This window comes from Phyllobacterium sp. LjRoot231, assembly GCF_964253365.1.
Taxonomy (GTDB): Bacteria; Pseudomonadota; Alphaproteobacteria; order Rhizobiales; family Rhizobiaceae; genus Phyllobacterium.
Genome location: NZ_CAXUQT020000003.1, coordinates 162603 through 183585, shown reverse-complemented (window position 1 = coordinate 183585; position 20983 = coordinate 162603). Strand labels below are relative to the sequence as shown.

At 55.7% G+C, this 20983-nt stretch carries 23 protein-coding genes, 1 tRNA gene and 4 pseudogenes; 15 read left to right on the top strand and 13 right to left on the bottom strand.

Annotated elements, in window-relative coordinates:
* Positions 1–97: 97 nt before the first annotated feature.
* Complete coding sequence (locus ACSQ3H_RS26925; protein WP_436120158.1) at positions 98–595, bottom strand: hypothetical protein; 498 nt, start codon at positions 593–595, stop codon at positions 98–100.
* A gap of 160 nt (positions 596–755) precedes the next feature.
* Between ACSQ3H_RS26925 and ACSQ3H_RS26920 the strand changes: the two are divergent.
* Positions 756–866 (top strand): annotated as a pseudogene (locus ACSQ3H_RS26920) (IS3 family transposase); the annotation flags it as partial.
* A 70-nt stretch (positions 867–936) separates the two neighbouring features.
* Here ACSQ3H_RS26920 and ACSQ3H_RS26915 read toward each other — a convergent pair.
* Positions 937–1263: a DUF736 family protein gene (locus ACSQ3H_RS26915; protein WP_436120157.1), complete on the bottom strand. Its 327-nt coding sequence runs from the start codon at positions 1261–1263 to the stop codon at positions 937–939.
* Positions 1264–2030: 767 nt separating this feature from the next.
* On the opposite strand from ACSQ3H_RS26915, the gene ACSQ3H_RS26910 reads away from it, so the two are divergent.
* Both ACSQ3H_RS26910 and ACSQ3H_RS26905 read left to right on the top strand, forming a co-directional pair.
* The gene (locus ACSQ3H_RS26910; RefSeq protein WP_436120156.1) at positions 2031–2354 is read left to right on the top strand and encodes a type II toxin-antitoxin system RelE/ParE family toxin; all 324 of its coding nucleotides are present in this window, start codon (positions 2031–2033) and stop codon (positions 2352–2354) included.
* Positions 2335–2670 (top strand): helix-turn-helix domain-containing protein, encoded by a 336-nt coding sequence (locus tag ACSQ3H_RS26905; RefSeq protein WP_436120155.1) that lies wholly within the window; start codon positions 2335–2337, stop codon positions 2668–2670. Before ACSQ3H_RS26910 ends, ACSQ3H_RS26905 begins: the two co-directional genes overlap by 20 nt.
* Here the strand turns inward: ACSQ3H_RS26905 and ACSQ3H_RS26900 are convergent.
* Complete coding sequence (locus tag ACSQ3H_RS26900; protein WP_436120154.1) at positions 2615–2965, bottom strand: hypothetical protein; 351 nt, start codon at positions 2963–2965, stop codon at positions 2615–2617. The genes ACSQ3H_RS26905 and ACSQ3H_RS26900 overlap by 56 nt on opposite strands.
* Before the next feature lie 357 nt (positions 2966–3322).
* Here ACSQ3H_RS26900 and pyrE point away from each other — a divergent pair, with 357 nt between their 5' ends.
* Positions 3323–3838 carry an orotate phosphoribosyltransferase gene (gene pyrE / locus ACSQ3H_RS26895; protein WP_436120153.1) on the top strand — a complete coding sequence of 172 codons (516 nt, stop codon included), beginning with the start codon at positions 3323–3325 and terminating at the stop codon, positions 3836–3838.
* A gap of 200 nt (positions 3839–4038) precedes the next feature.
* Here the strand turns inward: pyrE and ACSQ3H_RS26890 are convergent, their stop codons facing one another.
* Complete coding sequence (locus ACSQ3H_RS26890) at positions 4039–4341, bottom strand: hypothetical protein (RefSeq protein ID WP_436120152.1); 303 nt, start codon at positions 4339–4341, stop codon at positions 4039–4041.
* Between the two features lie 145 nt (positions 4342–4486).
* Between ACSQ3H_RS26890 and ACSQ3H_RS26885 the strand changes: the two are divergent.
* Together ACSQ3H_RS26885 and ACSQ3H_RS26880 are read left to right on the top strand one after the other, a co-directional pair.
* Positions 4487–5170: pseudogene (locus tag ACSQ3H_RS26885) on the top strand (IS5 family transposase); the annotation flags it as partial.
* 899 nt (positions 5171–6069) lie between these two features.
* Positions 6070–6135 (top strand) — tRNA-Ser (locus tag ACSQ3H_RS26880).
* A gap of 339 nt (positions 6136–6474) precedes the next feature.
* On the opposite strand, the gene ACSQ3H_RS26875 is transcribed toward ACSQ3H_RS26880, so the two are convergent.
* Complete coding sequence (locus ACSQ3H_RS26875; RefSeq protein ID WP_436120418.1) at positions 6475–7680, bottom strand: MFS transporter; 1206 nt, start codon at positions 7678–7680, stop codon at positions 6475–6477.
* Between the two features lie 90 nt (positions 7681–7770).
* The gene (locus ACSQ3H_RS26870; protein WP_436120151.1) at positions 7771–8511 is read right to left on the bottom strand and encodes an MBL fold metallo-hydrolase; all 741 of its coding nucleotides are present in this window, start codon (positions 8509–8511) and stop codon (positions 7771–7773) included.
* A gap of 73 nt (positions 8512–8584) precedes the next feature.
* Here ACSQ3H_RS26870 and ACSQ3H_RS26865 point away from each other — a divergent pair, with 73 nt between their 5' ends.
* Both ACSQ3H_RS26865 and ACSQ3H_RS26860 read left to right on the top strand, forming a co-directional pair.
* Positions 8585–9253, top strand: a complete 669-nt coding sequence (locus ACSQ3H_RS26865) for an ArsR/SmtB family transcription factor (RefSeq protein ID WP_436120150.1) — start codon at positions 8585–8587, stop codon at positions 9251–9253.
* Positions 9254–9407: 154 nt separating this feature from the next.
* A complete protein-coding gene (locus ACSQ3H_RS26860) occupies positions 9408–9530 on the top strand; it encodes a hypothetical protein (protein WP_436120149.1) in 123 nt (40 codons plus the stop codon).
* A gap of 308 nt (positions 9531–9838) precedes the next feature.
* Here the strand turns inward: ACSQ3H_RS26860 and ACSQ3H_RS26855 are convergent, their stop codons facing one another.
* Positions 9839–10237: a hypothetical protein gene (locus ACSQ3H_RS26855; RefSeq protein ID WP_436120148.1), complete on the bottom strand. Its 399-nt coding sequence runs from the start codon at positions 10235–10237 to the stop codon at positions 9839–9841.
* Positions 10238–10953: 716 nt separating this feature from the next.
* On the opposite strand from ACSQ3H_RS26855, the gene ACSQ3H_RS26850 reads away from it, so the two are divergent.
* Both ACSQ3H_RS26850 and ACSQ3H_RS26845 read left to right on the top strand, forming a co-directional pair.
* Positions 10954–11658 (top strand): IS6 family transposase, encoded by a 705-nt coding sequence (locus tag ACSQ3H_RS26850; RefSeq protein WP_436120139.1) that lies wholly within the window; start codon positions 10954–10956, stop codon positions 11656–11658.
* A gap of 53 nt (positions 11659–11711) precedes the next feature.
* Positions 11712–11954: pseudogene (locus ACSQ3H_RS26845) on the top strand (IS5/IS1182 family transposase); the annotation flags it as partial.
* A gap of 274 nt (positions 11955–12228) precedes the next feature.
* Here the strand turns inward: ACSQ3H_RS26845 and ACSQ3H_RS26840 are convergent.
* The 3 genes and pseudogenes from ACSQ3H_RS26840 to ACSQ3H_RS26830 form a co-directional block, all read right to left on the bottom strand.
* Positions 12229–12804, bottom strand: coding sequence for a PIN domain-containing protein (locus tag ACSQ3H_RS26840; protein WP_436120417.1), 576 nt, complete (start codon positions 12802–12804; stop codon positions 12229–12231).
* The gene (locus tag ACSQ3H_RS26835) at positions 12794–13234 is read right to left on the bottom strand and encodes a DNA-binding protein (RefSeq protein ID WP_436120147.1); all 441 of its coding nucleotides are present in this window, start codon (positions 13232–13234) and stop codon (positions 12794–12796) included. Before ACSQ3H_RS26835 ends, ACSQ3H_RS26840 begins: the two co-directional genes overlap by 11 nt.
* A 194-nt stretch (positions 13235–13428) precedes the next feature.
* Positions 13429–13742 (bottom strand): annotated as a pseudogene (locus tag ACSQ3H_RS26830) (DDE-type integrase/transposase/recombinase); the annotation flags it as partial.
* Between the two features lie 157 nt (positions 13743–13899).
* On the opposite strand from ACSQ3H_RS26830, the gene ACSQ3H_RS26825 reads away from it, so the two are divergent.
* Positions 13900–14577 carry a FadR/GntR family transcriptional regulator gene (locus ACSQ3H_RS26825; protein WP_436120146.1) on the top strand — a complete coding sequence of 226 codons (678 nt, stop codon included), beginning with the start codon at positions 13900–13902 and terminating at the stop codon, positions 14575–14577.
* On the top strand, positions 14574–14702 hold the full coding sequence (locus ACSQ3H_RS26820) for a hypothetical protein (RefSeq protein ID WP_436120145.1): 129 nt from the start codon (positions 14574–14576) through the stop codon (positions 14700–14702). Before ACSQ3H_RS26825 ends, ACSQ3H_RS26820 begins: the two co-directional genes overlap by 4 nt.
* A 353-nt stretch (positions 14703–15055) precedes the next feature.
* On the opposite strand, the gene ACSQ3H_RS26815 is transcribed toward ACSQ3H_RS26820, so the two are convergent.
* Both ACSQ3H_RS26815 and ACSQ3H_RS26810 read right to left on the bottom strand, forming a co-directional pair.
* Positions 15056–15508 (bottom strand): phasin, encoded by a 453-nt coding sequence (locus ACSQ3H_RS26815; RefSeq protein ID WP_436120144.1) that lies wholly within the window; start codon positions 15506–15508, stop codon positions 15056–15058.
* 174 nt (positions 15509–15682) lie between these two features.
* A complete protein-coding gene (locus ACSQ3H_RS26810) occupies positions 15683–17962 on the bottom strand; it encodes an NADP-dependent malic enzyme (RefSeq protein WP_436120143.1) in 2280 nt (759 codons plus the stop codon).
* 561 nt (positions 17963–18523) lie between these two features.
* Between ACSQ3H_RS26810 and ACSQ3H_RS26805 the strand changes: the two genes are divergently transcribed.
* The 3 genes from ACSQ3H_RS26805 (at position 18524) to ACSQ3H_RS26795 (ending at position 20118) form a co-directional block, all read left to right on the top strand.
* A complete protein-coding gene (locus ACSQ3H_RS26805) occupies positions 18524–18973 on the top strand; it encodes a hypothetical protein (RefSeq protein ID WP_436120142.1) in 450 nt (149 codons plus the stop codon).
* Positions 18974–19547: 574 nt separating this feature from the next.
* Complete coding sequence (locus ACSQ3H_RS26800) at positions 19548–19721, top strand: hypothetical protein (RefSeq protein ID WP_436120141.1); 174 nt, start codon at positions 19548–19550, stop codon at positions 19719–19721.
* A 64-nt stretch (positions 19722–19785) separates the two neighbouring features.
* Positions 19786–20118 carry a hypothetical protein gene (locus tag ACSQ3H_RS26795; protein WP_436120140.1) on the top strand — a complete coding sequence of 111 codons (333 nt, stop codon included), beginning with the start codon at positions 19786–19788 and terminating at the stop codon, positions 20116–20118.
* A 158-nt stretch (positions 20119–20276) separates the two neighbouring features.
* Here ACSQ3H_RS26795 and ACSQ3H_RS26790 read toward each other — a convergent pair whose 3' ends face one another.
* Positions 20277–20981 carry an IS6 family transposase gene (locus ACSQ3H_RS26790; protein WP_436120139.1) on the bottom strand — a complete coding sequence of 235 codons (705 nt, stop codon included), beginning with the start codon at positions 20979–20981 and terminating at the stop codon, positions 20277–20279.
* Positions 20982–20983 lie beyond the last annotated feature (2 nt).

Below are 20983 nucleotides of genomic sequence, written 5' to 3'. Positions count from 1 at the left end.
CGCTTTCCCACGAGTCGAGGATATACAGCTTACACCTGTCGCCCTGAGCAGTCACCCACGGCTGGCACGTGGAACGGCTGCAATGCGGACGAAGCCGTCATTTGGCCGCGTGCAGATCCTCCCACCTTATAGTGAGGAAAGGCTTCGCCGTTTTGGGAAGCTTCGAGCGATCGACCATCCGGGATGAGACTTCAAAATCCGCGTTGATCTTCACGACGAGCAGCTTGCTGAAGTTACCTGATACCTTCACTACAACCTCGTCCTTCGACTTGAACGGGGTGATGGTCTTGATCTCAACATGATCGTTACCAAGCCTACCATCAGCACCCTGCGCATAGTTCTTGTTCAGCTTTATCCCGTAGGTGATGGCGCCGAAGAGCTCCCCAATGTCTCCGTACACATTGAGATGACGACCTGTCTCAACGTGGTAGCTTTCTGCCAGCGACAAGAGATCCTGAAAATACGGAATCAAAGATCTTAGCGCATTAGGATACTTTGCTCGCCATTCCTGGTATCGGAGCTGTTCTTCCACGTCGGACCAGGAAACCCACTCTCCATCGTCATAGAAGGCCCGATCCCAGATATCATCTTCCATTTCACACCCCTTGGAAGTCCGAACTGTATCGGAAGCCGATCAGCAAGATGCGGTCAAGACTTTGCCCCATTGCTTATCAGACGGCTGCACAGGATCGAAACCGGAATTTCGGCTCCGGTGCCAAGCGTCAGATTTTCACCACTAGCCTCGCCGCACTAAACTCAATCCTCGGGTAAGCGACTATATTCAGTATTACAATCATCAGCGTATAAAACTGAAACTGAAAGGACTGAGCCCTGTGCAATTCAGAACTCAGTCCCTACCATCCTAGCCTATCAATCAATCGTCCAACCTTTTGGGGTCAGTTCATTTTTGCGGGGGCTTCCTTTCTTCTTCGTATCTCAGTCCCAGGGGATAACTGCCATCAGGGTCGTGTCGTCCTGGCCGGGGTAACGCCCGAGGTTGGCGTTCAGCTTGTCATAGCCGGTGTTGACGGAGAGGGTGTAGTAGGGGGTGCCCTTCGAGACGCTGGTCTTTTCCCAGATCCCGCCGATCTCGATCTTGCGGTCGCGGGGTGTCTTGGCGAAGAGCTTGAAGACGGGAGCCTTCGGGTTGTCGCTGTTCAGCTTCTCGCCTGTGATGTCGATGTCGAAGGCCACCGTGGCAATATTGCCTACGACCGTGTTGTCTGCGTTGATCTGGATGTAGTTTACGAGGGTGTCGGTCATCGCGTTTTGCTCCTTGTTCGCGTTGTCGATGGATACGGTTAAGGACCGGCAAGAGGCCGGAAAGCATCCGCAGGACCGGAACGTGAGTGGAGGACGGCGGAGGACGGAGCGCGCGATGAGCAAGCGGATGATTTTGCCTCGCGAGGAATGGCCGTAAGGACAGGGGGAAATCATTCGGACCCGCGGTTGCTTGCCGGACAGGCGGTCCTAGTCATCCATTCCCAAGACAACGCGCCGAACAGGAGCAGTGACAGCGTGATTTCGACTACCCTCGTTCATCCAGATCAACGCAGACACCACAGTCAGATTAGATACAATCATTCCACGTAGGTTTCGACATCGGCCTTCACGGGTTAGCGCCAACAAGAGACAATATGTGGGTAACACCAGGTAAACGTATCCAAGACATTACAAGGCTGCAGGACCCGAACACATCGCGGAATCATGCAAAGATCAAGTCACGAAGGGCATGGCCTCTTACACTGAAACCCAAAGCCAACATTGGCTATGACAAGCAGATTGCCTGGCTGTCGTGTAACGCTCCCGAAACAGGGCAATGATGCGGCCTTGATGGCAAGTCATACCATGGCGGCGACCAGAGGCGCGGTAAGGTAGTTTCCGGAAATGGGGGCTCGCGTTTGGCGGCGGCGTTATTGCGCTTGCTTGAGCGGAACGCAGGTTGCCAATTATACCATTTCGGGTATAACGTGGTCATGAGCCGAGACGAACGACCGATTGAATGGATTGGCGGTAGCCGAAAAGACCTGATGCAGCTCCCGGCCGAGGTGCGGAAGTTCATCGGCTACGCGCTGCATTTCGCGCAACACGGCGACCAGCATCCGGCCGCAAAGGTCCTCAAGGGGTTTGGCGGGGCCGGTGTTCTTGAAGTGGTCGAGAACGACACTGGCGGCACATACAGGGCCGTCTACACGGTCAGATACGAGGAGGCTGTTTTCGTCCTGCATTGTTTCCAGAAGAAGAGCAAGAGCGGGATTGCGACGCCAAAAGAGGACATGGACATCATCCGCGCCCGGCTCAAGGTTGCGGAGACTGTTGTAAAGGAGATGAGACATGGCAACCCGCATCGTTGACGGGATCGAGATCGAGGTCAGCTCTGGCAATGTATTCGCCGATCTGGGCCTTCCCGATGCTGAGAAGCTGAAAATCAAGTCCGGTCTGCTGATCGAAATTACGAAGGCCGTGCGGCGGCTCCGCCTTACACAGGAGGAAGCCGGGCGACGCATGGGTCTTCCACAGCCTAAGGTGTCGGCGCTTCTTCGCGGTGACTTCACCAACCTGTCGGAACGCAAACTGATGGAGTGTCTAAATCGCCTCGGCTACGACATTGAAATCACGGTAAAGCCCGCTGCGGATCCGGTCGGCCATCTGACGCTCGCGGTCGCGTGACGCCACAGGCCTTAATCAGATCCTCGACGAGTTGCTTGGGGCTCGCCTGATAAACCCTTTGCAAGCGAAGCTCGATGACTGAAAACGTCACCCGCTTATCGGACAGCGGAATATCGCCCTCGGTCAGCGTCTGCCTGACCTGATAGGCATTCATGTCCGGATTCCTACGGAAAAGCGCTTCCTGCCGTTTCTCGCTCAGCGTGTAGGCCATGACCTGTTCAAGGTCGATCTTGTCGGCGCGGTATGCCTTGAGGATCGAAGGGGCAACGCTCGCCAGTTTCAGCCGCTTTTTCACCAGCACTTCGCTGACGCCGTAGACGCTGGCAATCTCGGTGATGGTTTTGCCATTGTCTGCCAGTTGCCTGAAGGCTTCGAACTGATCGGCGGGGTGGAGCGGTTAGGTTATGCGTCAAGTGTCCTCTTTGCTCGACTGTATTGATAATTCGAGCGTTTTTGTCCGCAACGCCGTTTCGGGCTGTATCTTGAGCATCCGCTGAGAAATGGAGAATTAGAGTGCTCAGAAGTCAACCGGAGTGAAACGCTCGACGTGTCGAACACCAAAAATCGCGCGGGGAAGGTCCGAGAAGGGGGTGGATTGCAGGCATTCGCAGATTGTGCCAATCCAAGAAGGTTAACCTATAGGGAGACAATCGTGAGCAAAGATTCGTTGGGGACCGATATTAATGCAGTCGCGCGCCTTCGTGGGACTTTTAGGCTGCGCTCTGGTCAGATCTCGAATGAATACTTCGACAAATATCGATTTGAATCCGATCCGATGCTTCTTCGCCGCGTGGCGCAGCGCATGCTGCAGCTAATGCCGGACGGCACCGAGGTACTCGCCGGGCTAGAATTGGGCGGCGTCCCGATTGCCACGGCGATGTCGCTTGAAAGCGGGCTGCCTGCAGTGTTTGTGCGAAAGGCGGCCAAGGAATATGGCACCTGTAAAGCCGTCGAAGGTGTGCGAATTGAGGGCCGAAAGGTCGTGCTCATAGAGGATGTGATAACCACCGGGGGCGCGGTTGCCGATGCGACCAGACTTGTGCGCGCTGCCGGTGCCGATGTGGCAGCTGTGGTGTGTGCTATCTGGCGAGGCGAAGGCAAGCCCTCCATTTCCGGGCTGCCAGACTTGGCGGTTCTTCCCGCGCTGACCGCAGCCGACCTAATCTAACTCAAAATTGCAAGGCGCCTAAGGGTCGAACCCTGCCGTCGGGGGTGTTGGTCGCTACCGACATTTCCGCGGAAATCACTCCACTTCGCTTTTGAATTTGACATCTGCAGACTCACCGGCGGGAACGCGGAACGAGGGACACCGGCTTCAGCGCCTGGTCGCGTTCTGCGATAGGGCGGGCGTTGTGACGCTTCTGCCGATCAGCCTCCGTTTCCGCTTCGAGAATGCGCTTCAGCAGAACGGCGTTCTCGGTCACCAGACGCCGCCCCTCGAGTTGCAGGACCTGGATGAGGGATCGGTTGCTGGGCGAGCTTGTCTTCCCAGGCTGCAAGCTTGTCGGGGATGATCCTGTGATTGTCGGCGCGCCGTAATTCCTCGATCATCGACCGATGGTTGGTGTAGATGGCGTTGCGGCCGACGCGGGCCTCGCGTGCCAGCGTCGCTACGATCAGGCGGTAGGATTGCTTCTGCAAATCCGGGTGTGTGGGCAGCGGCGATGTCACGTTAATGCGGAATACTGCCTTCTACTCGTCAAGCAGAAAATCGCATGATAATGAAATCAGACATTTAGCGGGCTGTGAAACCGCGTGGCGACCCGCCAAAAAACACTATGCTGTGTTAACGTGACATCCCCGGGTGAAGGTTCCTGTTCCCGATCACACGACGCTGAGCCGTCGGGCGCAAAAGTGGAAGCCATCAGCCAGACGAAACCGACCTCTGCCGGACGGCCCGCTGCATGTGTTGGTCGACAACACCGGATTGAAAGTCTACGGCGCCGGGCAATGGTTGGAGGAAAAGCATGGCGCGAAGTCACGACGGAAATGGCGTAAACTCCATCTGGCGCTGGATGCCAAGAATGGCGAGATCATTGCTCATAGTCTGACAGACCAGAATACGGATGATCCTTCCCAGGTGGCGCCGTTGCTCGATCAGATCGACAGCGAGATTGATCACTTCACGGCCGTCGGAGCCTATGACGGCAAGCCAACTTACCAGACGATCCTGCAGCATAGCAGCACCGCGAACGTCGTCATACCACCCCGGTCGACGGCAGTGGCATGCGATGATGCCGGACTGCCTGGTCAACGGGAGAAGCACATTGCCGCGATCGCAAGCGACGGTCGGCGGAAATGGCAGGCAAACACCGGCTACGGCAAGCGGGCTCTGATCGAAACTGCCATCGGGCGGTACAAGGCGCTAATCGGAAGGCGCTTGCGGGCTCGCTCATTCGCCGCTCAGCAGACTGAAGCTACGATCGGTTGCCACGCTCTCAACCGCATGCTGGCGTGCGGACGCCCGGAGTCCGTCCGCAGCCAAGCAAAGAAGACATAGTAAACCTCATAATAGATCGACCTGCGCCAAATGCCTGATTGATGCACCAACGCGGTGTAACTGGCCAGTCGTAGAGCAAGAACTCTGTAGCGTCATCAAGTGAATGAATGGTTTTCTCTGGCCTGTATGTTGGTTTAACACGGTAACGAAAGCAAATGGCATGTCATGCATAGGAGGAGAATCACCAATCGATAGGACTACCTCCTGTCGTGCCAATCAGGCGTGATGAGACCGTTACGAGCAGAATCTAAATCCGCCAGTATTCTTAGGACTGCGTATCCAAGGCGACCAACTTACTTGCCACCGCGCCCATGTTTAGCTTAGCCTACCCGGGCTCGAGACAAATACCGATGTCCCAGCAAGAGGCTTGGCTGGTTTCCTTCATAAGCACCGGCCAAGCCTCACCCGCATCGGCAGACGCTCCATTCAACCTGTTAATACTGTCCACATTTTGTGAACAGCAATCTCCCTGCGAATCTTCTAATCAAAAAATGGCCCGGTTACCCACGGGGCGGACGAGTCCCGGCGCCCCAAGGAAACCTTCCCTGCCGGGACTCGTTTTTTGAGATCAAAAGCACGAGATGCAGGATGGCGACAAACCGCGGCGCTCCAGGATTCCTGTTTGGGTTTACCTTGCGGGCGTGTCGATCGGCTTGGCAGCCGTGGCCGCGCTCAATGTATTTTGGGCCTATTCGCCCGTTTGATGCAAAGGTTCTGCAACTTGCAGGGCGCCAGTTAAATACGCTCGATCGGCGTTAGACTCTCACGTTCAGGATTCGACGGAACATTATTTTCGTTAGTTGGTTATTGGCATGCTGGTTAGGTCCTTCTGACCAGCGGAGACCCGGCCTCAATGATCTCTTCAGCTCTATGGTGCTCACCTTTTGTTAACCATCCCAGCGCACGTTGTGGAGGCTGACCGTTGCCAACGGGGGGCAGAGGTTTGAATCCTTTTGAGCGCGCCAAGTCTTCGCGTTGAAGGACAAAGCTGGGGACCGACATCTGCTTTTTGGCCCAAAGAGAACGTTCGGGTCTCCATGAGGTAGCTATGGTGGAGACCGGGCTTTCAGCGTGCCCGCAAAACTCGGTCTCAGAAGTTAGGCTATTGTGACGATCGAAAGACGGCTTTCTGGAAGATCGCTCACACGCTGAATTACTCGGGATAAGACTCATCACTGTCCGGCGTCGCCTTGTGGTAAAGGATAAATGCCAAGGGGTTGCCGGGCTCGCACGATCCCGAGGACGAGCAAGATCACCACCATGGGCGAATAAGGCTCATTGCCCAACCTCTCCTTCCATGCCGTTCATAACGAGCGACCCTCCAAAGAGGTTGGTTGGTTCGAACCCTTGCCGGTCTTTTGCATGGCGATGGCGACGACGGCACCCGAGAGAAACGTCAGCCCGGCAATGGATGTGATCGCCCATGAGAGCCCGAAGAAATCGGCGATGAGCCCGGCGGAAAGGGCGCCGATGGCGTAGCCGAGATCCCGCCAGAACCGGTAGACGCTGAGCGAGCGGGCACGCCAGGTCGGATGCGAGGCGTCGGAGACGGCGGCGATCAGGCTCGGGTAGACCATCGCCGTGCCAAGCCCGAGAAGGAGGCTCCCGGCGAGCCACCATTCGAATTGGCGCGTGGCCGCAGTGAGGAACAGGCCGGCCGCCTGCACCCACATGCCAGCGACGATCAAGCCCTTGCGACCCCAGCGATCGCTCAAGGGGCCAGTGGCGATCTGCAGAATGCCCCAGGTCGCGGGATAGACCGCCTTAAGGATGCCGATACGCTCGACACCAAGGCCGAAGGAGGCGAAGAACAGCGGGAAGATGCCCCAGCTCATACCGTCATTGAGGTTGTTGACAAGGCCGGCCTGCGAGGCGGCGAAAAGATTGCGGTTTCGGAACGTCGTGAGCGCAAACACTTCCCGGAAGCTGATCGGAGCCGGTTGCTGTGAATGCCCGTACGCTTCCAACCGGACGTGGTCCCGTGTGTCGCGGACGAGCAGAATTGACAGCACGGCCCCGAAGACCGCGTAGCCGATACCGAGGTAGATCGGTACGGGGCGCAGCCCGTATCGCGAAGCGAGATAGCCAGTGAGGAAAGCCGTCACACCGACGGCAAGATAGCCGGCAAACTCGTTGAGGCCGACAGCGAGGCCGCGCGACTTCGGTCCGACGAGATCGACCTTCATGATCACCGTCATCGACCAGGCAAGCCCCTGGTTGATGCCAAGCAGCGCATTGGCTGCGATGATCCATCCCCAGCTCGGCGCCCAGATGATCATAAACGGAACCGGCAAGCCGACGAGCCAGCCGAGGACGAGAACCCGCTTCCGTCCCCAGGCATCGGCCAGCTGACCTGAGACGAGATTGGCGGCGGCCTTGATGACACCAAAGCTGACGATGAAGGAGACGACCAGTGTCGTCGAGGCGATGCCGAATTCCTCCGAGCCGATCAGCGGCACGACGGTTCGTTCGATGCCGACCATGCCGCCGACAAAGGCGTTGACCAGCATGAGCAGGGCGAACTGCCGCCAGTTCTCCTTGAGCCCTAGCTTGATTGGCGAACCTTCCGGCTTTGGAACCGATGCCGCGTCGCCCACAGGTCAGGCTGCCGCGACGGTCATGCCGGAGTTCGCGGCCCTGAGCGCGGCGGCCTCGGGCGGTGCCGGCGGAATCTCGGCGAGCATGAAGCGGATGAACTCGGCTTCGTCCTCGATCCTGAAGGCTTCGTTGTGGCGCTTTTCGAAGCCGATGCTCGACCAGGGCTTGCCGCTCAGCCGCCGGCCGCAGACGGAGCCGGCATAGGCGCCGGGTAGCACCTCGACATAGTCCGGAAGAGCCTTGAGCCGGCGCACGCTCTGGAACAGGTCCCTCGCGCCTTGTTCGGCGTTGACGGCAAGTTCCGTGCGCCCGAGGTCGCCGACCATCAGCGTATGACCAGTCAGCACGAACCAGGGCTCATCGGCCCGAGTGCGATCGCCCACCAGCAGACAGATGTGCTCAGGCGTGTGACCGGGCGTATGCAGCACCTTTACCTCGACGTTACCAAGCGGCAACATCTCGCCGTCGCGCACGGCTTTGTACGGAAACGAAACATCCGCGTGCGCCGAGAGAACATACTCGGCACCGGCCGCCTCGGCGAGTTGCCGACCGGCAGAGAGATGGTCGGCGTGAACGTGAGTATCGATGACAAAGTGGATACGCATGCCAGCGTCTTCCGCTGCGTGCAGATAGGGCTCGATCTCACCCACCGGATCGACGACGGCTCCGGCCGCCCGACCACCACAACCGAAGAGATACGAGATGCCGACTGGATCCTTGTGAAGGAACTGACGGAGGATCATGGCCTTGCGCTCCTGAGTTCGACGAGATAGAAACATTCAATTATTCTGCTGAATGTTTCACTGAGAGGAAGCCGTGTCAAGCATTGGACCAAAACAATCGATCTTCGCCAGTCTCGCGGAAGTGGCCCAGGCGCTTGGTCACGCCCACCGGCTGGAGCTGCTGGAACACCTCGCCCAAGGCGAGCGCAGCGTCGAGGAACTCTCAGTGCGGGCCAACCTCAACTTCGCCAACACGTCGCGCCACCTGCAGATCCTTCGCCGCGCACGCCTCGTCGACACCCAGCGCCGCGGCAAGCACGTGCTCTACCGCCTCGCCGGCGATACTGAGGTGGTTGAGCTGACGCAGGCGCTCGGACGCGTGGGCCAGCGGAACCTGGCCGAGGTCGACCGCGTCATGACCGACTACTTCCGCGCGCGGGATGCGCTGGAGGCCGTGTCGCGACAGGACCTGGTCTCGAGGCTGCGCGACGGGCTTATCACGATTCTCGACGTACGGCCTGAAGACGAATTTGCCCTCGGACATCTTCCCGGCGCACTCAATATTCCTCTCGGCGAACTGGAGCGCCGCTTGGGAGAACTCCCCGTCAACAGGGAAGTGATCGCCTATTGCCGCGGGCCCTATTGCGTTCTCTCGTTCGAGGCGGTTGCGGCACTGCGAGCGCGCGGTTATCTCGTGCATCGGCTTGAGGACGGCTATCCCGAATGGAAGGCTGCCGGTTTGCCGACCGAAGCTGTCGCCTAGGGCCACGACATGACTCAAAGAACGGCCTGCCGCTTCACCGTCCTGTCGTGGACAGAGCCGCTGTACTGGGTCTGATCACTGCATTCGCCGGTATTTCGTCCGCGCAGATCTTCGGCATGCCGGAACTCAACGGTGCTTTATCTGCATTTCGCTCATGCTTGCGCGACAACATTTCGGCTTCGCCGCATCACTCGTCCTTGCCGCCATTCTGTTGACGCTGGCCATCGTGCCTGTTCTGGACGATCTAAGGGCCGGGTTGAAGCGTGCTTGGTCATAAGGTTTCAGCTCCTGCGAATGAATAGCCAAGCGCACCATGACCGAGTTCAATCGGCTAATTCCGGCGCTCAACCATCATGGCCTTGATCGCTGTAATAGCCACCGACATGCTGATCCTCATTCAAAGGAGAAGTAACGCTCACTCTTGTCCGCACCGCCAAGCCGACGGAAGAAAATGATTCAGTTGCTGAGTCCGTTCAGCGGCGTTCGACAATCTTGTTTAGCCCTCGCTGATCGATCGCTCGATAACTCGCGCAAGGACCGGCGAGATTGTTACGCTCAGTCACGAGCCAGCGGATCAAAATTCAACTACAACCAGTCGGACCTGGCTTCTCGGATGTGACGGGCGGCCGTCGCCGCGTTCACCGTCGCACCGTAATGGCAATAGCAGATGACCTCGTGCAATTGCTCGTCGGAAAGTTCGAAGAACCGCTTCGCTTCGCCGTAACTGTCGTTTTCCAACCCGGCTGCTCGGAGGACAGGATCCTCGAAAGCGACCGAGATTGGCGTGCTGTCTCCGCGCATGGCCGCGCGTTCTCTTGCCGGCTGATACTCGGTCTGGTGCAGCGTCGCGAGGCGCCGGTCAGGATTCTGTTCGAGGAGCTCCGCCCAGCGTTCAAGACGTTCACCGCGCGACATGGTCTGGCGCGGGTAATCCTGATCGACCTCGGCGACGATCTGCAGTTGCTCGAGTGCATGGTGCTTCATTTTGGCCTCCTATTCGAACGATAGTTGGTCCGCCCATTATCGACTTATACCCGAGGCAAGCGTGACTCCAGCGGATCGTGAAGTCCAATCACGATATGGCTGGCGGATTTCATTCACGAAAACGTGCTGGCTTCGCAAATGACCGGCTGTTCGCGGTGAACGCCGCGACAGTCGCCCATTACATCCGGGCGGCTAGGAACCAGCCAGTCATCTTCACTCGGTTGGACCGGGAAGCGTATCCCTTGATAATTTGCGGACACCGGGCAAATCCTGAACGCCTTGCTGTCTGATACATGAAAAGCAGATACCGGATGAATTCGGACTAGCGACCCTCAATTCGCGCAAAGGATTTATGAGGCAATCTGGACAAAATCCCATAACATCCGTTGGCTCCGCAACCATCGCTTGCCCAGTGCGTTGTGTTTTTACGCGTTCCCTTGAGGCTTGGTGCAGCCTGCAATTCGAGGTGAAGGTCGTGAAATGAGCGAAACACCGCTTGTGCTCGGCGACGCCGACGCAAATTGGCAAGCCCTAGCAGATCTTGTTCAATACTTTCGTATCAAGCAAGGACACCAGCTGCTATGCAGTTTCGTTGCAGATGTCTCGTTCCGAAGTGACCGAAACGTTGATGAGCGCACATGCGTCTACATCGACTTTCACGCCGGGGGCTTGTCACATTAACTTTGGCTCAGGGAGTTTGGCATAAGTGGATGGGCATGCCTCAGTCTCGCGTCAGCTACAAGCGCCACCGTTTTCCAACCCAGATCATCGCCCATGCGGTGTGGCTTTACTATCGATTTCCGCTCAGCCTGCGTCTGGTAGAGGAAATGCTGCTTGAACGCGGGATACTCGTGTCCTACGAAACTATTCGCCGTTGGGGGATCAAGTTCGGACCTGACTACGCTCGCCGGTTGCAACGCAAACGGCCTTCGCCAAAGGATGTCTGGCATCTTGATGAAATGGTGATCTCTATTTCCGGCAAGAGGCACTATCTGTGGCGCGCCATTGACCAGGATGGTTATATTCTCGATGAGATCGTGCAGAACCGCAGGAATACCAAGGCCGCCAGGCGATTGCTGATACGCCTTCTAAAGAAACAAGGCTTGCCACCCAAGCGTATCATTACGGATAAGCTCCGATCCTACGGCGCAGCAAAGCGGCAGATCATGCCCGCAGTCGAACATCGTTCCCACAAGAGGCTGAATAATCGGGCGGAGAATTCTCACGTTCCATTACGAAAACGGGAATGGTTAATGCAGAGCTTCCGATCTCAAGGAGGTCTGCAACGCTTCGTTTCGATTTTCTCAGCCCTGCGCAACCTGTTCGTTCCATCCCACAAGAACCGTTCCGCTAAAGGCATTCACTTGCACCGGCTCAGTGCTATGGCACAATGGAAGACTGTGACCGGCATCAGCAACTGAAATCAGCTCAAAGCGCATAGCATCGGTCAAGCTCAATTAATGTGACAAGCCCGGACAAGCACATCGCGGCGATCGCAAGAAACGGTCGGCTGAAATGGCAGGCGGCCACCGGTTATGGCAAGCGTGCTCTGATCGAAACCGCCATCGGACGATACAAGGGACTGATCGGATCGCGCTTGCGGGCTCGTTCGTTCGCCGCGCAGCAGACCGAGGTTGCCATCGGTTGCATCGTTCTCAACCGCAAGCTGGCGTGTGGACGCCCGGAGTCTGTCCGGCACCAAGTCAGGCCGGCATAACCGACAACATCAAAGACTGAAATGCGTTCGATTTCATATCCGCGCACCAACGCCCATCGAAAGGCTCCATGCCCTCGCGGGCCTAAACGCCAGCCGCGATAATATAGGCGCCGTCCAGAATTTTTGGAACACCTCCAGCTCGGCGATTCCGTCAGGGGTCGTTTGCGGGGATGGGGCGAGATACTACCCTCTCATGACCGTCGTGGGGACAAGAAAGCACAGAACAGCCTCGGCATCCACTGCAGACAGTGTGGTGGTTGAGTGCCTCTGCGATTCAAATATCGTCGATGTGCCTTGAGATTTCGGCAACAAAACGTGTCAGCTTCTGCCTTTTCAAAGCGTCTATGAATTCAGCTGCGGACAATCCTGTTTTTCGCAGATTACGTCTGGCGTTTGCGATTACTGTGACGACAACTTCAGGGAATTGACGGTAAAGATCGAAGAGAAAGTCGTCGGGCGTCTGCCGCGATAACCCATACTTTCTGAGTTCTTCGGAGGGGAAATCGCGAGTGTTCCAAGTTACAATCACAGATGCGCTGGCGGAAATTCCCACAGCAACCACGTGCCGATCGTCGGTGTCGGGAAGCGTGATCTCTGGAATATGGTGTTCGTAGCAGCGTACAGTTGCATCAGGCAGCACGGCGTTCATCAGGTTTCGCGTTTTCTGCAGACGTTCTGCGGAAACGCCGGGAGCGTTGGCCGCCAGGTTTCTGATCCATTCGTCGTGGATTTCATCAGTCCAGCGCGCTTCCACTAGCCGATCGACAGCGCATTGGATTAGGAGATTGCGAAGATGAAAAGGATATAAGACACACGCGTCGTAGATGGCGATCTGAGGCTCAAATGGCATGGTCGCGCATGAGTTCTTCTGTATCTTCAGCCAGGGCATCGAGAGCAGCCTGCTGGGTGTCAATTCGGGCCTTGAGTGCCAAAACGTCCTTCAGTTTTGCACGACGGTGCTTTCCGACGTAACGATACGGAAGATCACCAGCATCCATTCTGTGAACTACGAGCGGACGGGAGACGCCAAGAACTCGGGAAATATCATTAGGACTTAGCTCTTGATCTTCGGTAAGTATTGCGACTTCTTCGCCGCGTGCCAAGTGATATAGGAGAACCTCAATCATTTCGTTGACTTCACGGGGCAAAGCAACGGTTTCAGTAGTTTTTGATCCTGTTCGAAGGTGTAATTCGACCCGACCGCCCTTACCCGGGACAAAGCCAATCTGCTTTCGATCTTGGTCCTGCAGCCTCTTAAATTGTAGAATCTGGGTCGTCATTGTCCATCTCCTTCGACACCGACTATATAAGTCATCGGTGACTTAACTGCAATATCTGAAAGTTTGAAAAGTGTGATCTTGCACGCCGAAGCACACTGAGCGCACCGATCGTTGCAATCAAAAGACCTAGCCAATTGGCTTTCAAACCAAGGAAACGTAGACCGCGATGGCGTGGTTCGAGCGTGGGACCGGCACACGCGGCGCTTGATGCGCCGATTGTACTGCTCGAAGCAATTGTTCAAGCACTGACTTTCCCCGATCGTGATCGAGCTTCAGCTGACGCCGAGAGCGATCCTGTAAACGATTTGTCAGGTCGCAGGAAACGATCACCTCCCCGTTTGTCTTGACTGCCGTCGATGACAACGCGATCAGGCCAGCCATGATGGTTGAGAGCTTTACTGAAGGTGCGCTTTGCCGCCGTGAGATCCCGATGTTCGCTAAGGAGGAACTCGGCCGTATCCCCAACGCTGTCGATCACCCGGTAGAGTTACAGCCAATGGCCGCGAACAACGCTCCGAAAATAATCGGCGTTTCCCTGCCATACCGCTGGTAACCAAAACGCTGCAACAGATCCAACTCTAACAGCCGAGCTCATTTCCTCGTTGACACTCGGTTTCACCCACATATTAGTCGTGTCATTAGATGACTTTAGGAATTCTTAGCAAATGCAGCCTGCGTGGCGCACCAATCTTGCGGAAACTGCGGTCAACAATATCCGGGCCGAAATTACCGCCAATCGCTGGCAAGTCGGTGATCGCATACTGAATGAGGCAGCGCTTGCCGGCCTGCTTGGCGTGAGCCGAGGGACAGTAAGGGAAGCCGTTCGCGTTCTCGTTGCTCAGGGCTTCCTCGAGACACGTCAGGGCTCCGGAACCTACGTGCGATCGGTCATTGATGCCAAAGACAGTGCCCTGCGGATTCGGCGAACCGGGCTTCGCGATCAGGTCGAGACCCGCTGTGCACTTGAAGTCGAGGCAGCACGGCTGGCGGCAATTCGCTATACGCGCGAGATTATTGCCGAGCTTCGGCAAATATTGGCTAACCGCGGCGAATATGACCCTGCCAACCATGATCTCTATGTCGAACAGGATCTTGCTTTTCACAAGGCTGTTGTCGCCGCATCCGGTAATCATGCGTTCGTCGAAGTCTACGAGTTCTTCTCGGCTTCGATCCAGGAAATCATCAAGGCGACGGTAACGGGCGAACTCCTCGAACCAGACATGGCCGCCCACGTCTCCATTGTCGATGCCATCGCATCCGGCGATTCGGAAAAGGCAGCATCCACAACCCGCGCCTTCGTGGCACCCATCATACTTGAACTTGATCGGCTTCTCGCATCATGAATCAGCATATTTCGCTGAACCCTGCGACTCAGGACATCGTCAGCGAGCAGCTTTTGGATAGCGACAAAGCCGATGGCCACGGCCAGTCGACGTCGATTCTTGCGATGGAATCTGAAACAAAATGACCCATGGACCAGCGTGAAGCGCACCTAGTCCTTTAATCTAGTTTCTGAATTGGACGTTTTGTTCAGAACGAATCCTGCAGACAACGATCGTTTGAAAATATCACTAACGACAGATTTTTAGTGGCTCCACACTTGTCTGTGATGTGCAATACGCCGGCAAACGAGGCATTAGCACTGTCGCTGCGCGGCGGCAAAAGACGTTAGTTCCCGGACACACTTGGAATCTACATTCCGATTAGAGAACGGTCTGTCCGACTCCTGCACCACTTTGTCGACTGCGCTATTATCTAACCTCGCATGGCGGCAAATCCCGCCGAATGCGACCCGATAATTTCAACGAAGACGATCAGAAATTAGATGACCTTGACGTCCTTGATGGCCTTCTCGACGGCCGACTTGACCGGTGCGGAGATTTCTTCGACGGCCTTGGAAGCAACAGCCTGGAATTCCTTGGCCTGACCGGATATGGCTTCAGCCTGCTTGCGAACGAATGCGCTCTGCAGTTCGATCACTTCGCCAAAAGACCTCACACCGATCAGCGCTTCGATATGAGCGAAGCTGGCTTCGGTGTTGGCGCGGAGCACAGCCAAAGCCTTCAGCGAAAGAGCGGCGCCATTCGACTGAGCAGTTTCAAAAGTTGTTTCGAGGGTCTTCTGGGCAGCTTCGGCCTGATCCTGGATCTTGGCATAGGCTTCCTTGGACTGAGCCACGCCCTTTTCGGTGAATTCGCGAACCTGGTCGGTTACAGCGGTGGCATCGAAAGCGGGGATCGAGAACGCATCGGCCTGTTTGGTGGTCTTGCTCATTGTAGAATCCTCCCTGTGGCGCAGCAGCAAGTCTTTACCGGCGCCTGCGCCGGCTTCAGATTTAAATACATTTCATTATGTACATTAGTTTATTGTGCGTTGCAATAATACTTTTGCGTCGCACAATCAAAAATTGGATTTTTAAAGCGCAGGGAAGCGCGTTCAGTTTGCTCGTCAGGCTTCCAAAGCTTCAGCAGCCGCGATGGCCGACATGTTCACGATGCCCCGGCTGGTTACCGATGGAGCAAGAATGTGTGCCGGGCGCTTGGTTCCCATCAGTATGGGTCCTACCGCAAGGGCATTGTTCAGTTCCGTGAGCAATGTCATCGAGACGTTCGCAGCTTCCAATGACGGAAAGATCAACAGGTTTGCCTCGCCCTGAAAGGCCGTTTGAGACAAGTAGCGCTCGCGCAACACACCGTTGATGGCAAGGTCTCCCTGCATTTCACCTTCAACGAGCAGATCGGGCGCGGCTTGCTTCAGCAGAGAATAGACTGCACGCATCTTTTCCGAGGACGCCCCGTCACGCGAGCCGAAATTCGAATAGCTCAGCAGCGCCGCCTTGGCATCGATGCTGAAGCGTTTGAGATGATCGCGGGCTTGCAAGGCTATCTGGACGATCTCTTCGGCAGTTGGATCGATGTTCATGTAGGTGTCAGCAAGGAAAAACACGCCCTTGGACATGATCAACATCGACAGTGCGGACAGCTGTGCTGAATCATCGGCCAGTCCGATGATCGATCGAATATCACGCGCATGTTTGATGAAGCTTCCCTGCAATCCGCATATCAGAGCATCAGCCTCTCCACGATGGACAGCCAATGCTCCAATCACAGTCGTATTGGTGCGCACAAGTGTACGGGCTGTGTCGAGCGATACGCCCTTGCGTCCGACCAAATTGTGAAAGAGGCCGACATAGTCGCGATACCGCGGATCGTCTTCAGGGTTGATGATGTCGAAATCGCGATCGGGTCTAATTGTGAGGCCGAAACGTTCTATCCGTTGTTCGATGACGGAGGGTCGGCCGATAAGAATGGGCCGCCCGATGGCTTCTTCCAATATCACTTGGGTGGCGCGCAACACACGTTCATCTTCACCATCCGCAAAGGCAATGCGTTTCCCCTGACCTTTGGCGCGCTCGATCATTGGTTTCATGACCAGTCCGGAACGGAAGACGAAACGTTTCAGGCTGTCGTGATATGCGCGCATGTCCTGGATCGGGCGGCGTGATACACCGCTGTCCATGGCGGCTTGTGCAACCGCTGGAGCAATTCGCAAAATCAGCCGCTGATCAAACGGGGACGGAATGAGATAGCCACTCCCGAAAATAGCCGACGCCTCAGTTCCCAGGGATTCCAGAACAGGCTCATGGGCTAATTGCGCAATAGCGTAAGCCGCCGCCCGCTTCATGTCATCGTTTATGGTCGTCGCGCCTGCATCCAATGCACCGCGAAAGATGAAAGGAAAACACAGGACGTTGTTGACCTGATTGGGATAGTCGGACCTTCCCGTACAGATCATCGCATCGGGCCGTTCGGCGATTGCCAGTTCCGGCATGATTTCCGGTATCGGGTTCGACAATGCCAGGATTAAGGGATCACGCGCCATCTCACGGATCATTTCAGGTTTCAGAGCGCCCGCCGAGGACAAGCCAACATAGATGTCCGCCCCGGCCATGACTTCAGCCAGTTCGGTGGCATCCGTGTCCTGAGCAAACGCGCCGCGCCACCGATCCACGGAATTTGCCCGCTTCCTGGTGATGATGCCCTGACGGTCCGCCAGGTAAATGTTCTCCCGCCTTGCGCCCACGGTCATCAGCATGTTCATGCACGCGATCGCTGCTGCACCCGCACCCGATGTACAAATCTTCACGTCGGCGATGTTTTTTCCGACGAGCTTCATCGCGTTGAGAACAGCTGCAGCAACAATGATCGCCGTGCCGTGCTGATCATCGTGGAACACGGGGATATTCATCCGCTCCCTCAGGCTTTCTTCAATATCGAAGCAGTCCGGGGCCTTGATGTCTTCAAGATTAATACCCCCGAAGCTGGGCTCCAGCGGCGCAACTATCTCTATGAATTTCTTGGGGTCGCTCTCATTCACCTCGATATCGATGCTATCGATCCCGGCGAATTTCTTGAAGAGAACAGCCTTGCCTTCCATGACGGGCTTGCTGGCCAACGCTCCGATATTACCTAGACCCAGCACGGCCGTGCCGTTGGAAATGACGGCCACAAGATTGCCCTTGGACGTATAGGAGTAGGCCTTCTCCGGATCAGCAGCGATTTCCTCGCATGGTGCTGCAACTCCAGGCGAATAGGCCAGTGCGAGATCGCGCGCGTTGGCCAATGGCTTGCTTGGCGTGATCTCAAGCTTACCTGGCTTGGGAAATTGGTGGAAGTCCAACGCTGCTGTGCGAAGGCTTGCTTTCGGATCTTGTGACAAGGCAGTCATACTCCTGTTATGCGATTCAGCTGAAATTGTTAAGCATCAGCAATTGCCCGGAAACGAATAGAGGCCATATTACAATCGCCTGTGACACACTGACCAGCAAAACTCATTTAATGACATATTCGCTCAAAACTCTCTTAGGGCGGAAGCAACAGGCAGACTCCGCTTTTTTGCTGCGAACGCAATTCAAATCAGGTGAGAGCTGTGGCTTGACCGGCCATAAATGGGTTGAGGGGACCATCAGAAATTGTTTCGGGTCCGGAACTCGGTGACCTTCAGCCGGCGGACATTTCATCAGCAAATAGAGTCAGTAAGGCCCGACACGCCAGATACGCAGCAGTACAGCGGCAGGTCGGGCCATCGCTGAACTGTGGGGGGCTTTCAGCCCTTTGACGATAGCGCTATTCCCTTCACAAGGAAATCACAGTGAACGAAATATCCGATCAGGATATTGAGCATATGTGCCAAAAGCCGACACTGTTGTTCCCCTTACAAGGAGGCTGACACCGAGAGCCCCAGACATTTTCCCTTTGTCAGTTCCAGGGAAACCCGCTTAATTGCACCATGACCATCGCGTACCGAAAGTCCTACCTGCTAACCTGGGCTCGAACCGTTGTTGGCGGGGAAACACTGAGCCATGACTTCGTTGTGATGGCCAGCGGCGTTACAATAGGTCGAATTAAGGTGATTGCAAAAGGCCTGAATGAAGGTCGCTGGGGATGGTCGTTTCTGCTGGGGCACCTCGACTTTCGCTATAGAGGCGTGGACGGCGATGCAGCGACAAAACAGCAAGCCGCCAATCAAGTGAAATTCTGGTTTCAAGAATATCTGGAAACGCCGCCACTGCACGGCGGCGGATTGGGTCTTGAACCCGAGGAGTGGCCTCCAGATGAACGATCAATGCAGCTCAGGTTATTGCGGGTTAACGATCCAGACCTGCACATAAAAATCATCGAAGGATTACGCGCTGGGACAATAGAGCGGCATCTTGGTACAGGTGCGAATTTTTCTTAATTGCCAAATGTTTTCGGTTCTTCTCTATTCGGCGTATTGAGGTCAAGCCTTCCGCTTCAGCGGCATCCGACATCTTTCGCGCTCTATTTGGCCAGCAAAGGTCAAGCGTTTCTGGCAATTGTTTCGCCCATGACTTTAGATATCCCTGAGGGTTCGCGCTTCTTTTCGGAATCGGCGCTTTGGCCCTTCTATGGGGTCAGATGAAACAAGTGGGACAATCTTCGGGGCGTTGCAGCGCGATTGATACAGCGTACGCGCTTCATGAGATTTCAATAAGAAGCAAAGTTGCCGTGAAATATGATTGGAACGCGCCGCTTGATCCCGCACCGCGATCAAAGAACATTATCGCTGGCTACTCGATCACATTCATCATTGGCGCGATCCAGTTTATTTGCCCCTCATATTTCTGGCGTGATCAGGCAATGGCCATACCAGATCGCATCTATTCCTCGTCGTTATGTCGATCCAGAACGTGTTGCCGGCAAATCTTTTTAACGCTCTCGGTGTTTCCTGTAATGCCTCTGCGGTCCATGGTGCGATCGTTGTCGTCCCAGACTCGAAAAGGAGAGACCTGATGGAACTGAGCGCGCCCACGAAGATCGTTTTCATCATTGCGGTTATCCTGGCCATACTGTCACTGCTGCCGGTGATCGGTATCGCGGCCGGTGTTCTTGGCGCCTACAGTTATTGGCTCCTGCTGCTCGCTTTCATCGTCCTGGCGGCGGGCAATCTGCTGAAGGGCGTTTGAACGGGATTCAAACTCGAGAGCCAAGCCAGCGCCCTGGGGGTGGGGTTAACGCGATTGGACTGGAATGATGAAACTGAGCCGTGCCGAACTATACCAATTGGTCTGGTCCCAGCCAATGACCACAATTGCCAGGCACTATGGTGTCCGCGACTTGCAGATCGCCCAGGCTTGCGATTCTTACGACATTGCAAGACCACCAGCCGGCTATTGGCAGAAACTCGCTCATGGCAAGAAAGTTGAAAGGATTGACCTTCCCACTACCAATTTTTTTGCCGAGGACATCGTGATTATTGAACCCTCGGGCGGGCGGGCGCGCCGCACATGGCAGAAAGCCGAAAATCCGGGGCAAAGGAGCGACACGGCATTAGATGGACGGTACAAGCGAGCCGAACTGTGATTCATAGATCGTCACCGTTCGAGCCCTGGCGGACAACAAAAACAATTTGTTGCCCGCAACCGCACCAGCCCGGAGGAGTTAAGCGCGCATGCCGAACATTTATTTTGGGCTTGTCACATTAATTGAGCTTGACCGATGCTATGCGCTTTGAGCTGATTTCAGTTGCTGATGCCGGTCACAGTCTTCCATTGTGCCATAGCACTGAGCCGGTGCAAGTGAATGCCTTTAGCGGAACGGTTCTTGTGGGATGGAACGAACAGGTTGCGCAGGGCTGAGAAAATCGAAACGAAGCGTTGCAGACCTCCTTGAGATCGGAAGCTCTGCATTAACCATTCCCGTTTTCGTAATGGAACGTGAGAATTCTCCGCCCGATTATTCAGCCTCTTGTGGGAACGATGTTCGACTGCGGGCATGATCTGCCGCTTTGCTGCGCCGTAGGATCGGAGCTTATCCGTAATGATACGCTTGGGTGGCAAGCCTTGTTTCTTTAGAAGGCGTATCAGCAATCGCCTGGCGGCCTTGGTATTCCTGCGGTTCTGCACGATCTCATCGAGAATATAACCATCCTGGTCAATGGCGCGCCACAGATAGTGCCTCTTGCCGGAAATAGAGATCACCATTTCATCAAGATGCCAGACATCCTTTGGCGAAGGCCGTTTGCGTTGCAACCGGCGAGCGTAGTCAGGTCCGAACTTGATCCCCCAACGGCGAATAGTTTCGTAGGACACGAGTATCCCGCGTTCAAGCAGCATTTCCTCTACCAGACGCAGGCTGAGCGGAAATCGATAGTAAAGCCACACCGCATGGGCGATGATCTGGGTTGGAAAACGGTGGCGCTTGTAGCTGACGCGAGACTGAGGCATGC